12 protein-coding genes are annotated in these 12,874 nt (G+C 69.4%); 7 read left to right on the top strand and 5 right to left on the bottom strand.

Going from position 1 to position 12,874, the window contains the following annotated elements; genetic code table 11:
- Positions 1 to 8 precede the first annotated feature (8 nt).
- From nuoN to Q0480_RS09125, 4 genes are read left to right on the top strand one after another with little or no spacing between them, the layout of a single operon-like run.
- The gene (gene nuoN, locus Q0480_RS09140; RefSeq protein WP_299132223.1) at positions 9 to 1,445 is read left to right on the top strand and encodes an NADH-quinone oxidoreductase subunit NuoN; all 1,437 of its coding nucleotides are present in this window, start codon (positions 9 to 11) and stop codon (positions 1,443 to 1,445) included.
- A gap of 28 nt (positions 1,446 to 1,473) precedes the next feature.
- Complete coding sequence (locus Q0480_RS09135) at positions 1,474 to 2,259, top strand: biotin--[acetyl-CoA-carboxylase] ligase (RefSeq protein ID WP_299132221.1); 786 nt, start codon at positions 1,474 to 1,476, stop codon at positions 2,257 to 2,259.
- Complete coding sequence (locus Q0480_RS09130; RefSeq protein ID WP_299132220.1) at positions 2,243 to 3,010, top strand: type III pantothenate kinase; 768 nt, start codon at positions 2,243 to 2,245, stop codon at positions 3,008 to 3,010. Before Q0480_RS09135 ends, Q0480_RS09130 begins: the two co-directional genes overlap by 17 nt.
- 10 nt (positions 3,011 to 3,020) lie before the next feature.
- Positions 3,021 to 4,694, top strand: a complete 1,674-nt coding sequence (locus tag Q0480_RS09125; RefSeq protein ID WP_299132218.1) for a ribonuclease J — start codon at positions 3,021 to 3,023, stop codon at positions 4,692 to 4,694.
- A gap of 73 nt (positions 4,695 to 4,767) precedes the next feature.
- Here the strand turns inward: Q0480_RS09125 and Q0480_RS09120 are convergent, their stop codons facing one another.
- Entirely contained in the window at positions 4,768 to 6,201 is a 1,434-nt protein-coding gene (locus Q0480_RS09120; RefSeq protein ID WP_299132217.1) for a Glu/Leu/Phe/Val dehydrogenase, read from the bottom strand.
- Positions 6,202 to 6,363: 162 nt separating this feature from the next.
- Between Q0480_RS09120 and Q0480_RS09115 the strand changes: the two genes are divergently transcribed.
- Both Q0480_RS09115 and Q0480_RS09110 read left to right on the top strand, forming a co-directional pair.
- Positions 6,364 to 6,540, top strand: a complete 177-nt coding sequence (locus tag Q0480_RS09115) for a hypothetical protein (protein ID WP_299132214.1) — start codon at positions 6,364 to 6,366, stop codon at positions 6,538 to 6,540.
- Positions 6,541 to 6,606: 66 nt separating this feature from the next.
- Entirely contained in the window at positions 6,607 to 8,157 is a 1,551-nt protein-coding gene (locus Q0480_RS09110) for a Ppx/GppA phosphatase family protein (RefSeq protein WP_299132212.1), read from the top strand.
- A 30-nt stretch (positions 8,158 to 8,187) separates the two neighbouring features.
- Here the strand turns inward: Q0480_RS09110 and Q0480_RS09105 are convergent, their stop codons facing one another.
- Positions 8,188 to 8,979 carry a ferredoxin--NADP reductase gene (locus tag Q0480_RS09105; protein WP_299132210.1) on the bottom strand — a complete coding sequence of 264 codons (792 nt, stop codon included), beginning with the start codon at positions 8,977 to 8,979 and terminating at the stop codon, positions 8,188 to 8,190.
- A gap of 302 nt (positions 8,980 to 9,281) precedes the next feature.
- On the opposite strand from Q0480_RS09105, the gene guaB reads away from it, so the two are divergent.
- Positions 9,282 to 10,736, top strand: coding sequence for an IMP dehydrogenase (gene guaB, locus Q0480_RS09100; protein ID WP_299132207.1), 1,455 nt, complete (start codon positions 9,282 to 9,284; stop codon positions 10,734 to 10,736).
- A 233-nt stretch (positions 10,737 to 10,969) separates the two neighbouring features.
- On the opposite strand, the gene Q0480_RS09095 is transcribed toward guaB, so the two are convergent.
- The 3 genes from Q0480_RS09095 to Q0480_RS09085 all read right to left on the bottom strand — a co-directional run bounded on the left by Q0480_RS09095 (position 10,970) and on the right by Q0480_RS09085 (position 12,731).
- Positions 10,970 to 11,368, bottom strand: coding sequence for a hypothetical protein (locus tag Q0480_RS09095; RefSeq protein ID WP_299132205.1), 399 nt, complete (start codon positions 11,366 to 11,368; stop codon positions 10,970 to 10,972).
- A 589-nt stretch (positions 11,369 to 11,957) separates the two neighbouring features.
- Positions 11,958 to 12,149: a cytochrome c gene (locus Q0480_RS09090; RefSeq protein ID WP_299132203.1), complete on the bottom strand. Its 192-nt coding sequence runs from the start codon at positions 12,147 to 12,149 to the stop codon at positions 11,958 to 11,960.
- Positions 12,150 to 12,185: 36 nt separating this feature from the next.
- Positions 12,186 to 12,731 (bottom strand): hypothetical protein, encoded by a 546-nt coding sequence (locus tag Q0480_RS09085; RefSeq protein WP_299132201.1) that lies wholly within the window; start codon positions 12,729 to 12,731, stop codon positions 12,186 to 12,188.
- Between the last annotated feature and the right edge of the window lie 143 nt (positions 12,732 to 12,874).

Here is a 12,874-nt window from a genome sequence, read left to right as displayed (position 1 = left end):
GGAACGCGATGCTCCACCAGGATCTTTCCGTAGCCGCCCCCGAGGTCGTGCTGGCGCTGTTCGCCATGGCCGCGCTGATGTGGGGCGCCTATTCGAAGCGCGAGGTCGGGTCGCCGATCCTCTGGGCCTCGACCGGCTTGCTGGTCGTGCTCGGCCTGTGGGTCGGGTTCCAGCCGGAGGGAACGGGCTCGGCCTTCGGCGGCACCTTCGTCAGCGACGGATTCGCGCGCTTTGCCAAGGTGATGGTTCTGTTCGGCGCCGCCGCCGCGCTGGCGATGAGCCACGACTATCTCGTGAAGAACGAGCTGATGAAGTTCGAATATCCGGTGCTGATCCTGCTCGCGACCGTCGGCATGCTGACCATGGTCTCGGCGATGGATCTCATCGTGCTCTACATGGGGCTGGAGCTGCAGAGCCTCGCGCTCTACGTGGTCGCCGCCTTCCGGCGCGACAGCCTGCGCTCGACCGAGGCGGGGTTGAAGTATTTCGTGCTCGGCGCGCTGTCCTCCGGCCTGCTGCTCTATGGCGCGAGCCTGGTCTATGGCTATACCGGCACCACCTCCTTCGCCGGGATCTCGGCGGTGATCGGCGACGGGCCGCTGTCGCTCGGCCTCGTGTTCGGGCTGGTGTTCCTGTCGGCGGGCATGGCCTTCAAGGTTTCGGCCGCGCCGTTTCACATGTGGACGCCCGATGTCTACGAAGGTTCGCCGACGCCGGTGACCGCCTTCTTCGCCACGGCGCCCAAGGTCGCGGCGGCGGCGATGTTCGCCCGCGTGCTCTATTCGGCCTTCGGCGGCGCGGTGCCGGAATGGCAGCAGATCCTGTCCTTCCTGTCGCTCGCCTCGATGTTTCTCGGTGCGATCGCGGCGATCGGTCAGCGCAACATCAAGCGGCTGATGGCCTATTCCTCGATCGGCCACATGGGCTATGCGCTGATGGGGCTCGCCGCCGGCACCACCTTCGGCGTCCAGTCGCTGCTCATCTATCTCGCGATCTATGTCACCATGAGCGTCGGCACCTTCGCCTTCGTCCTCAACATGGAGAAGGACGGCGAGCCGGTGACCGACATCGCCGCGCTCGGCCTCTATTCGAAGGTCGAGCCGGCGCGGGCCGCGGCGCTGGCGGTGCTGATGTTCAGCCTCGCCGGCATACCGCCGCTGGTCGGGTTCTTCGGGAAATTCTATGTGCTGAAGGCGGCGATCGACGCCGGACTGATCTGGCTGGCCGTCGGCGGCATGATCGCTAGCGTGATCGCAGCCTTCTATTATCTGCGCATCGTCTATCTCATCTATTTCGGCGAGCCGGCGGACGCGCTCGACGGCCGGATGCCGGCGCTGCACTGGGGGTTACTCGCCGCCTCGGCCGTCGCCATGGTGGTGGGCATCGTGAATCTCTTCGGGGTCGAGAGCCTGGCCGCCGCCGCCGCCGCGACGCTCGTGCCCTGAACGGCGCGTTGAGAATGGCACCCTGAGAATGACACCCTGGCCGAAGGGGGTGCTTCGCGAAACCCATCCGGCGCTCGACAGCACCAACGCCGAGGCCTTGCGACGCGCGGCCGCGGGCGCCTCCGGCCCGCTCTGGCTGCTGGCGCTCGAGCAGACCGCGGCGCGTGGCCGCCGCGGCCGGGTCTGGACCCAGCCGCCGGGCAATTTCGGCGCCAGCCTCCTGCTCCGCCCCGAGAGTCCCGCGGCCGCCGCGCTGCGCTCGTTCGTCGCGGCGCTCGGGCTGCATGACGCGCTGATCGACGCCACCGGACGGCCGGAGATCTTCGCGCTGAAATGGCCGAACGACGTGCTGCTTTCGGGCCGCAAGCTCGCCGGCATCCTGCTCGAGAGCGGCGGACCGGCTGGCGGGCCGCTCGCGCTCGCCATCGGTTTCGGGGTCAATCTCCGCGCGACGCCCGACGCGGGCGCGCTCGAGCCCGGTGCGACGCCACCGGTCAGCCTCGTCGACGGGGCCGGGGTGGTGATCTCGCCGGCCGATTTTCTCGACCTGCTCGCGCCGGCGGTCGATGTCTGGGAGACCCGGCTGCGCACACAGGGCTTCGCCCCCTTGCGCGCCGCCTGGCTCGCCCGCGCCGCGCGCCTTGGCGAACCGATGACCGCGAGGTTGCCGGGACGCGAGTTCCGCGGCCGGTTCGAGACCATCGACGAGAACGGCGCCCTGGTGCTCGCCACCGCCGAGGGCCGCGTCGTTCTGCCGGCGGGTGAGGTTTTCTTCGGCGTCCCCGAGGAGGCCGGGCATGCTCCTCGCCATTGACGTCGGCAATACCAACACCGTCTTCGCCCTGCACGACGGGCGCGAGGTGGTGACGGAATGGCGCTGTGCGACCGATCGCCAGCGCACGGCGGACGAGTATTTCGTCTGGCTGAGCCAGCTGATGGAATTCGCCGGCCTGACGCCCAGCGTGAGCTCCGTGGTGATCTCCTCGGTGGTTCCGCAGGTGGTGTTCAACCTCCGCGTCCTTTCCGACCGCTATTTCAACACGCGGCCGAAGGTCGTGGGCAAGCCGGACGTCAAGCTCGGTGTGCCGGTAAGGGTCGATCCGACAGCCCAGGTCGGCGCGGACCGGCTGGTCAATACCGTCGGCGCCTTCGACCGCTACGGCGGCGATCTGATCGTGGTCGATTTCGGCACCGCCACGACGCTCGACGTCGTGGACCATGACGGCGCCTATGTCGGCGGTGTCATCGCGCCCGGCGTCAACCTGTCGCTGAAGGCGCTGCACGACGCCGCCGCGGCGCTGCCCTTCATCGACGTGACGCGGCCGGAGCACGTGGTCGGCACCAACACCGTCAGCTGCATGCAGTCGGGCGTCTACTGGGGCTATGTCGGCCTGATCGAGGGCCTCTGCGCCCGGATCCGCGCCGAGCGCGCGCGGCCCATGACCGTCATCGGAACCGGGGGACTGTCCACCCTCTTCGCTCAAGGGACAGATATTCTGCAAACCATCGATACCGGTCTGACCATCCACGGGCTGGTCCTGATCGATCGCCTGAACAGGGAGTAATCCGACCGACATGGCTGCGAAAAACCGGCTGATCTACCTCGCGCTCGGCGGCGCGGGGGAGATTGGCATGAACATGTATGTGTATGGCTACGGTCCGCGCGGCGCCGAGCGCTACATCCTCGTCGATATGGGCGTGACGTTCCCTGACATGGACGGGAGCCCGGGCGTCGATCTCATCATGGCCGATCCCGCCTGGCTTCAGGCACGGGCCGACCGGCTGGAGGGGATCTTCATCACCCACGCGCACGAGGATCACGTCGGCGCGCTCGGCCTGCTCTGGAACCGGCTCAAGGCGCCGGTCTATGCCCGGCGCTTCACCGCCGCCATCGCCCAGTCGAAGATGGAGCGGTCCGGCCAGGACAGCACGCAGGTCCGGCAGGTCAATGCCTGGCCGCACATGGTCAGCGCCGGGCCGTTCAGCGTCGGTTTCGTGCCGGTGTCGCATTCGATCCCGGAATCCTCGTCGCTGGTCATCGAGACGCCGGCGGGCCGCGTGCTGCATAGCGCGGATTTCAAGACCGATCCGACGCCGGTGGTCGGCGATCCCTTCGATCCCGAGGTGTTCCGCGCGATCGGCGATCTCGGGGTCAAGGTGATGACCTGCGATTCCACCAATGTCTTCTCGACCCATCCCGGGCGGTCCGAGGCGACGCTGACCGATCCGATCGGCGCGCTGATGCGCGAGGCCGAGGAGATGGTGGTCGCCACCACCTTCGCCTCCAACGTCGCGCGGCTGAAAACGCTGGCCGAGGCGGGCCACGCGGCGGGGCGTCAGGTGGTGGTGCTCGGCCGGGCGATGAACACGATGATTCGCGCCGCGCGCGCGTCCGAGGTGCTGGGCGACTTTCCCCCGACGCTCGATCCGTCCGACATCGACGGTGTGCCGCGGAGCCGGCTGCTGGTCCTCGCGACCGGCAGCCAGGGCGAACGCCGCGCCGCCGCCGCGCAACTCGCCGCCGGCAAGTACATGGGACTGGATCTGAAACGGGGTGACACGTTCCTGTTCTCGTCCAAGACCATTCCCGGCAACGAGGTCAGCGTCGGGCGCATCATGAACGCGCTGAGCGCCAGGGGTGTGCGCGTGGTCGATGACGAGAACGGACGCTATCATGTCTCGGGTCATGCCAACCGGCCCGATCTCGCGGTGATGCAGGACCTGCTGCGCCCCAGCGCCATCGTGCCGATGCATGGCGAGCACCGGCATCTGGCGGTGCATGCCGAATATGCCGAATCGCGCGGCTATGTCGGGGTGCTGGCGCCGAATGGCACGATGCTCGACCTGACGGGACCGCGGCCGGTGCCGGTGGAGACGGTCGAGACCGGCCGGGTCTATCTCGACGGGTCGCAGCTGATCGGCGCGCTCGACGGGGTGGTGCGCGACCGGATCCGGTTGGCTTTGCGCGGGCTGGTCATGGTCAATATCCTGATCGACGAGGACGGTCGCCCGCTCGGCGGCGCCTGGGTCGAGACCATGGGCCTGCCGGAGGTGGCGCGGCTGCGCGACGGCCTCGCCGGGGCGCTTGAGGACGAGATCGGCCGCGAACTGGCGCGCGCCAAACGGTCCGATCTCGATGACGACGACGCGCTGGAGCGCCTGGTCACGCGCGTCTGCGCTCGGAAGTGCGACGATTTGATCGGCAAGAAGCCGCTCTGCAAGGTGATGATCAGCCGACTGGAACCGTAACGCGGCGCCGCGATCGGAGGAGACGCGGGCTGCCCGGCGGTCAGACCGGGCAGTCCGCGGCCCGCGCAGGCCCCTACAGGCCTTTGGATCGGTAACTGGCGGCGACGCGACCGATCGAGACGAGGTAGGCGGCGACGCGGAGGTCATCGACGTCCTTGCGGCCGTGCCAGACCTCGCGCATCGCCTGGTAGGCGGTACGCATGGTGTCGTCGAGACCGGAGCGGACGAGCTCGAGCTCTCCGGCACCGTGGATGTACTCGACCTTGAATTTCTCCGACAGGCCCTCGCCCGTCCCGGTTTCGCGGAGCAGGCGGTCGAGCTCGCCGACGAGGAGCGCCTGCTGGGCCTCCTCCTGGCGGCGCTGCATCCGGCCAAATCGGATGTGGCTGAGGTTCTTCACCCACTCGAAGTAGCTGACCGTCACGCCGCCGGCGTTGGCGTAGAGGTCGGGGATGATGACCACGCCCTTCTGGCGCAGGATGTCGTCGGCGCCGGCGGTGATCGGACCGTTCGCCGCCTCGATGATCAGCGGCGCCTTGATCCGGTCGGCGTTGCCGAGGTTGATCACGCTCTCCATCGCCGCCGGGATCAGGATGTCGCAGGGCCCCTCCAGCACGGCGGCGCCGTCCTCGACGAAGGTGCCGCGCGGGAAGTCCTTCACCCCGCCGGTCGCCGCGATATGGGTCTTGAGGAACTCGATCGGCAGGCCGTTCTCGTTCACCACCGCGCCGTCGCGCTCGATCACCGCGACGATCTTGCAGCCGTCGTCCTCGGAAAGGAACTTCGCCGCGTGAAAGCCGACGTTGCCGAGGCCCTGCACGATGACCCGCTTGCCGTCGAGCGTGCCCGACAGCCCCGCCACCTTGATGTCGTCGGGATGGCGGAAGAACTCGCGCAGCGCATATTGCACGCCGCGCCCGGTCGCCTCGACGCGGCCCGCGATGCCGCCGGCGTTGATCGGCTTGCCCGTGACGCAGGCGGAGGCGTTGATGTCGGTCGTGTTCATCCGACGATACTGGTCCGCCATCCACGCCATCTCGCGCTCGCCCGTGCCCATGTCGGGAGCCGGCACGTTCTGGGACGGGTGGATCAGGTCGCGCTTGGCGAGTTCGTAGGTGAAGCGCCGGGTGATGAGCTCGAGCTCGGGCTCGTCCCACTCGCGCGGGTCGATGCGGAGGCCGCCCTTGGAACCGCCGAAGGGCACCTCGACGAGGCTGCACTTGAAGGTCATCAGTGCGGCCAGCGCCTCGACCTCGTCCTGGTGCACGCCCATGGCGTAGCGGATGCCGCCCTTGACGGGCTCCATATGCTCGGAGTGGACCGAGCGGTAGCCGGTGAAGGTGTGGATCGCACCGCGCAGGCGGACGCCGAAGCGCACGGTGTAGGTCGAGTTGCAAACCCGGATCTTTTCCTCGAGCCCGGGCGAGAGGTCCATCAGGCGCACGGCCCGATTGAACATTAGATCGACGGATTCGCGGAAGCTCGGCTCTCGAAGCGGGGCGTTCATGATGTTTGTCCGTTGCCTGTTTTTTCGCCAGTCGTCGCACGGATGTTAATCAGCGACTGTCATCCGGCGCAAGCGCCGCGACGGGTTCCGGCGGGAAGATCGGAGCGAAACCCGGGCTCGCGCGTTGGGAGTGGGCGGAACTCTGGTTGGGGAGGTGCGGAAATGCGCGCGACTGTGTTGGCGGTTCTGATGGCGATGACGCTGTCGGCCTGCGGTGATACGGTGACCGAGAGGGCGGCCACGGGGGGTATAGGCGGCGCGGTGGTCGGCACCGTGCTCGGTGGACCGATCATCGGCACGGCGGCGGGTGCCACGGTCGGCGCGGCGACGACGCCCTGAACGGGCTGGACCGGGCGGCGGATCGGGTTCACCATCCCGCGCAAGGAACGAAGGCGGGGAAACACCATGACAATCGCACGCGCCCGGCGAGGTTCGGCGCCCCGGACGATCCAGATCGACACGGCGCGGGTGATGGGCCGGGTCCAGCGGCATTTCGCGGTGATCGACATCGGCTCGAACTCGATCCGGCTGGTGGTCTATGACGACCTGTCGCGGGCGCCGTTCCCGCGGTTCAACGAGAAATCCTTCTGCGCGCTCGGCGGAGCGATCGACGCCGACGGCCTTCTGTCCCAGGCGGCGATCGACCGCGCCGTGGACGGGATCGCGCGGTTCCATGCGATCGCGACGGCGATGCGGGTGGCGACGATCCATATCGTCGCCACGGAGGCGACGCGGCGCGCGAAGAATGGCGGCGTGCTCATCGCCGCGATTCGGGCGCGCACCGGACTCGACACGCGGCTGCTGACCGGGCAGGAGGAGGCGACCTACGCCGCCTATGGCGTGATCTCCGGCTTCTTCCAGCCGAAGGGCTTCGTCGGAGATTTCGGCGGCGGCAGCCTTGAAATCGCCGAACTGCTCGGCGACCGGGTCGGCGCGGATCTGGTCAGCATGCCGATCGGCGCGCTTCCGGCGCGCGCGATGATGGCCGAGGGGTTCGAGGCCGCGAAAGGTCGGATCGACGCGATCCTGCGCGGCGCTCTCACGTCCCGACGGACCGCGCCGGTATTCTATGCGATCGGCGGCGGCTGGCGGGCGCTGGCGCGGGTGCATATCGCGATGACCGCGAAGCCGATCGGCGTGGTGCATGGCTATGACGTCGCGGCCGAGGAAATACGGGCGCTCGCCAAGCGGATCGCGCGGATGAGCCCGGCCGAGGTGGCGGCCCTGCCCGACGCGCCGAGCCGGCGGCTCGACACGCTGCCCGCCGCCGCGCTGGTGATGTCACGGCTGCTGAAGCGGTTGCGGCCGGAGCGGGTGGTCTTCTCGGCGGTCGGGCTGCGCGAGGGCTGGCTCTACTGCCAGCTCCATGAGGACGAGAGGCTGCTCGACCCGCTGCTGGAAGGCGCGCAGGCCTTTGGCCTGCCGGCGGCGCGGGTGGCGGAATTCAGCGCTGCGCTCGCCCGCTGGACCGATGATCTCTTTCCCGGCGAGACGCAGATCGACCGCCGGCTGCGGCTTGCCGCCTGCGCGCTGACCGACATGTCCTGGCGCGACCACGAGAAGGCGCGGGCGATGGAGAGCTTTCGCCGCCTGCTGCGCTTTCCCTTCATCGGTCTCACCCATCCCGAGCGCGCCTTCCTCGCGGTGACGATCCTCGCGCGCTACGGCGGCGAGCTGAACGAGGAGGTGACGCGGACGACGCGCGACCTGCTCGGTCCGGCGGAATTGCGCCGGGCCGAGGTTCTCGGAAGGGCGCTGCTTCTCGGCCACCGTTTCTCGGCGAGCGTGCCGGAAATCCTCGCGCAGTCGCGGGTTCGGATCGACGCTGACGCGGCGCGGCTCGAGATGCTGAGCGGCGAACGCGTCCCCGACGGTGACGCCGTTCTGTCCCGTCTGCGCCAGCTCGCCCGCGTCAGCGGCGTCGCCGGCGCGGAGGTGATCGGCGCGGCGCGGTAGCCCCGGCGGTCTAGGCGGTCCCGGGGCGTCTCAGTCGACGAAGGCTTTCTCGATCACGAACTGGCCGGGCGCGGAGTTCGACCCCTCGATGAAGCCAAGCTCCTCGCAGATCGCCTTGTGCTCCTGCAGCATGGCCATCGAGCCGCAGATCATCACCCGGTCGGTCTCGGGGTTGAGCGGCGCGCCGGTGGCGGCGGCGAGCCGGCCGTCGCGGATCCAGTCGGTCATCCGGCCCATCGCCGGGCTTTGCTCGCGGGTGGTGGTGGCGATCAGGGTCAGCTTGTCGCCGACCATCTCGGACAGGAGCTCGTCCGCTGCGATCCGGGCGACGAGGTCGCGGCCATAGTCGAGCTCGGCCACCTGGCGGCAGGTCTGGGTCAGCACCACCTGCTCGAATTTCTCGTAGGTCTCGGGGTCGCGGATCACGCTGGCGAAGGGCGCGATGCCGGTTCCGGTCGAGAACAGGAACAGTCGCCGGCCGGGGTTCAGCGCGTCATGCACCAGTGTGCCGACCGGTTTCGGCCGCATCACGATCCGCTCGCCCTCCGCGAGATTTCGCAGGCGCGAAGTCAGCGGGCCGTCCTCGACCTTGATCGAGTAGAATTCCAGCTCCTCGTCCCAGGCGGGGGAGGCGATGGAATAGGCGCGGAGCAGCGGCTTGCCCTCGACCATCAGCCCGATCATCGCGAATTCGCCGGAGCGGAAGCGGAAGCCCGCCGGGCGTTCGCAGCGGAACGAGAAGGTCCGGTCGGTCCAGTGACGGATGTTGCGCACGGAAAGCAGCGCCATCCCACGCAGCGCCTTGTCCACGACTTCGTTCATCGGCCCACTCCTTCGAATCCTCGCCCCCTTACACCGCCTTCGCGCAGGCGAAAAGACCCCGCGGCCGCGAAGCGCGGTCCGCCGGTCGCGGAAGGTTCCGCGGGAGCTCCGCCGACCGGCGGATCCGATGCGCCGCGTCGGCGTCGTTCCGGCGGCGCCGGTGCGCCCGCGGCGCGCTTCGACGTGGCGCGGGCGTCGCCGCGTCGGGGGCCCCGGCGTCCGTTCCCGCTGGCCAGAGCCTTCCCTTTTGCCCGGGTCCGTGGAATAGGACGGGGCCTGACGCGACGCCCGAGGGAATGGACATGGAACTGCGCGAGGCCCTGACTTTCGACGATGTGCTGCTGGTGCCGGGCGCCTCGGACGTGTTGCCCGCGGCGGCGGATACCCGCACCCATCTCACGCGGTCGATCGCGCTCAACATTCCACTGATCAGCGCGGCGATGGACACGGTGACCGAGGCGCGGATGGCGATCGCCATGGCGCAGGCCGGGGGTCTCGGCGTCATCCACCGCAATTTCGACATCGAGGCGCAGGCGGCGGAGGTGCAGCGGGTGAAACGCTTCGTCTCGGGCGTGGTCTACGCGCCGGTGACGCTGCGGCCCGACGAGACGCTGCGCGACGCCAAGGCGCTGCAGGAACGCTACCGCATTACCGGCTTTCCGGTGGTGGACGAGCGCGGCGTGGTGCTCGGCATCGTCACCAACCGCGACATGCGCTTCGCCACCGACGATGCGACGCCGGTCAGCGCGATGATGACGAGCGACAACCTCGCCATGCTGCGCGAGCCGGCCGACCTCGGCCATGCGAAGGGCATGATGGAGGCGCGGCGGATCGAGAAGCTGCTGGTCGTCGACGCCGGCGGCCGGCTGACCGGGCTGCTGACGCTCAAGGATACCGAGCAGGCGGTGCTGAACCCGCACGCGGCCAAGGACGATCTCGGCCGGCTGCGGGTCGCGGCGGCCTCGACGGTGGGCGACGCGGGTTTCGAGCGGTCGATGGCGCTGGTCGACGCCGGCGTCGACGCGGTGGTGATCGATACGGCGCACGGCCATTCCAAGGGCGTCGGCGAGGCGGTCGAACGGCTGAAGCTTTATTCCAACGCGGTGCAGATCATCGCCGGCAACGTGGCGACGGCGGCGGCTACGCGGGCGCTGATCGACGCCGGCGCGGACGCGGTGAAGGTCGGGATCGGTCCTGGCTCGATCTGCACCACGCGGGTCGTCGCCGGGGTCGGTGTGCCGCAGATGACGGCGATCCTCGATTGCGCTACCGAGGCGGCGCGGACCGGCCAGCCGGTGATCGCCGATGGCGGCATCAAGTTCTCGGGCGATTTCGCCAAGGCGATCGGCGTCGGGGCGGGCGTCGCCATGGTCGGCTCGATCCTCGCCGGTACCGACGAGGCGCCGGGCGAGGTGGTCCTCTACCAGGGGCGCAGCTACAAGTCCTATCGCGGCATGGGCTCGCTCGGGGCGATGGCGCGCGGCTCGGCCGACCGTTATTTCCAGAAGGAGGCGAGCGCCGACAAGCTGGTGCCCGAGGGGATCGAGGGCCAGGTGCCCTACAAGGGTCCGGTCGCGGCGGTGCTGCACCAGATGGTCGGCGGCCTGCGCGCGGCGATGGGCTATACCGGCCATGCTTCCGTCGATGCGATGCGCGGCAATTGCGCCTTCGTTCGCATCACCGGCGCCGGCCTGCGCGAGAGCCATGTGCACGACGTGCAGATCACGCGGGAGAGCCCGAACTATCGTATTGGATAGGCTGGGTTTTCGGCTCCAGCAGAAGCGGGAACGTCCCAGAACATACCTGGAACTTTTCCCGAACAATCCGGGTCAACAGAAGCAGGTTGCGGCCTGCGTGTGTTTCTGACCGCATCTGTCGGAACTCCCTTGTCGGGATAGGCACGGCGAACAGAAGCGCGGCCGCGTGGCGTCCTCTGTCTGGATAAGGCGCTGGCCGGCGCCGTCGAGTTCGCAGCGCCGCGCGGCGCCCTTCAGTCCAGCGGATCTCCGGGGAAGTAGCGCGCCGCCACCCCGATGGTGTCGGCAGCGTTGGCACCGGGCGTCAGTCTCGCGACACGACGAAGGCCGTCGCACGGATCGTCGTCGACCGGCCTCCGCGTCGCGAGCATCCGGGCGTCGAGCGGGATCCGCCGCCAGGCATGATAGCGCGGCATCTGCGCGCCGAGCACGGCACGGGCGGCGTCCGGCATCTTGCCCTTCGGGAAGGCCACCGATAGGCGTGGTGGCGCGAGATCGATCGCGGCGCGCGGCAGGGCGACGATCCGCGTGAGCAGCGCCAGCGCCGTCCTGATGACGCAAGGGTCGAGCGGCGCGAACCGGGCCGCCGCGCCGCCGTCGTCGGGGGCGCAGAGGGCGTAGAGGTCCAGCATGGAAACGGCCCGTGCTTCGGCCGTGCCGGGTCCGGGGCCATCGGCTGCCCTCGCCTCGGTGCCATGTGCCCAAGACCCCTGTTTTCCGCTCATCGCACCCTCCAACCCGCCGCGGGACGTGTATTCGCGGCCGGGTCAGGAGATGCTGAACGGTCGCCGGAGGCTCGCCTTCAGCGGATCGATTGATCCCTCCTGGGGCATCCGAAGCCGCCCGCTCGCGCTGGCACGCGCGGAGCGCCTCCTATCGATGAATCTCCACTGCCCCATTTTGACCGCAAGGGGCGGAAAGCGGTCCTTCGCACACGCAGTAGCGCCCGTGAGCAGCAGGACCCAGAGGCGGGTCATTCTCGTGCGTGATTGGCGCCTCGGTGAGCCTGCCTGCAACTCGCACTGCCTCAGACAAACTCGGCGGGATCGAGATCGGCAAGACGATCGTGTGCAGGATGCACAGGTCCGAGGCGCCGTCGGCGCGGGCGGCGTCGATGATGCCGCCGATGATAGGTGCCCGGCCGGTCGCTACGCCTCCGGTTGGGCGATGTGGATCAGGGCGAGGAGCAGGGTGGTGCAAAAGCGAAAGGCGCGGCGGGGATCATTTCGGGCGCTCGGCGAGATAGCCGAGGTAGGCGACTATGGCGTCAATGTCGGCGTCGGACAGCACGTCCGGCGGAAAACCCGGCATCTGCATGCCGCGCCAGGAGCGGAGCGCGGCCGCGTCGCCGCCGCCGTCGACGGGGTGGCAGACCATGCATTGCGACATCACCAGCGCCTGGCCGCGCCGCACCGGCGAGGCCTCCGCCACAGCCGCGCCGACCGCGAGCTACGGCCAGCGGGCGGCGGCGTCCGAGACGAGGCCGATCCTGATCACGGCGAAGGGCCACTGCTCGCGCAGGATGCCGGAGGCGGCGGGGTCGAGCCAGACGAGGTAGAAGGGCCCGGTGGCCTTGCCCCCCGGGGTCGGCGGCCAAGGGGCGTCGGGTGGCTCGATCGCCAGCCAGGGCACCGCCTCGCCGGAGCCCGGCGCCGTCACCAGCGCCCTGGGGAGGTTGGTGACGAAGCCGTCTCTGGCGGCGAGGCTGACGTCCTGATCCTCCGGCGGCGCGCGCCCGATCAGCGCGGCGAACAGCATGGCGCGATAGGTCGTCGCCCGACCATAGCTCGCGTCGTCGGGGACGGTGGTGGTCGCCGCGTCCGGCCGGGCGAGCAGCGCCTCGGTTGTCGGAATGCGCGGCTGTCCGGTGTCGATCGTCAGGTCGGCAGCTGCGACGGGGGCGGCGCGCGCCCAGGCGAGGGAGGCGAGGAGGCGCATCGTTCCGCCCCCGACCAGGCCGCCGGCGCCGCCGAAGCCCGCGCCCTTGCCCGACACCTCCGTCTCCCCTCTTGCCCCGCGATGAATGCCACCCGACTCGCCGAGTCGGGAAGCCGCCTCCGCCCCGCGCGGGGACGGAGGCGGAGGATCAGAAGGCCGAGGCCATGGCGAGCGCCTCGGCGTGGATCGGCACGCTCATC

The sequence above is a fragment of the uncultured Amaricoccus sp. genome (assembly GCF_937891315.1).
Lineage (GTDB): Bacteria > Pseudomonadota > Alphaproteobacteria > Rhodobacterales > Rhodobacteraceae > Amaricoccus.
This window is presented reverse-complemented; position numbering and strand designations above follow the sequence as displayed.

What these genes read in the sequence shown, in the direction of transcription:
- nuoN (WP_299132223.1), top strand. Translation starts at nt 9, where the DNA reads ATGCTCCACCAGGATCTTTCCGTAGCCGCCCCCGAGGTCGTGCTGGCG.
- Q0480_RS09135 (WP_299132221.1), top strand. Translation starts at nt 1,474, where the DNA reads ATGACACCCTGGCCGAAGGGGGTGCTTCGCGAAACCCATCCGGCGCTC.
- Q0480_RS09130 (WP_299132220.1), top strand. Translation starts at nt 2,243, where the DNA reads ATGCTCCTCGCCATTGACGTCGGCAATACCAACACCGTCTTCGCCCTG.
- Q0480_RS09125 (WP_299132218.1), top strand. Translation starts at nt 3,021, where the DNA reads ATGGCTGCGAAAAACCGGCTGATCTACCTCGCGCTCGGCGGCGCGGGG.
- Q0480_RS09120 (WP_299132217.1), bottom strand. Translation starts at nt 6,201, where the DNA reads ATGAACGCCCCGCTTCGAGAGCCGAGCTTCCGCGAATCCGTCGATCTA.
- Q0480_RS09115 (WP_299132214.1), top strand. Translation starts at nt 6,364, where the DNA reads ATGCGCGCGACTGTGTTGGCGGTTCTGATGGCGATGACGCTGTCGGCC.
- Q0480_RS09110 (WP_299132212.1), top strand. Translation starts at nt 6,607, where the DNA reads ATGACAATCGCACGCGCCCGGCGAGGTTCGGCGCCCCGGACGATCCAG.
- Q0480_RS09105 (WP_299132210.1), bottom strand. Translation starts at nt 8,979, where the DNA reads ATGAACGAAGTCGTGGACAAGGCGCTGCGTGGGATGGCGCTGCTTTCC.
- guaB (WP_299132207.1), top strand. Translation starts at nt 9,282, where the DNA reads ATGGAACTGCGCGAGGCCCTGACTTTCGACGATGTGCTGCTGGTGCCG.
- Q0480_RS09095 (WP_299132205.1), bottom strand. Translation starts at nt 11,368, where the DNA reads ATGCTGGACCTCTACGCCCTCTGCGCCCCCGACGACGGCGGCGCGGCG.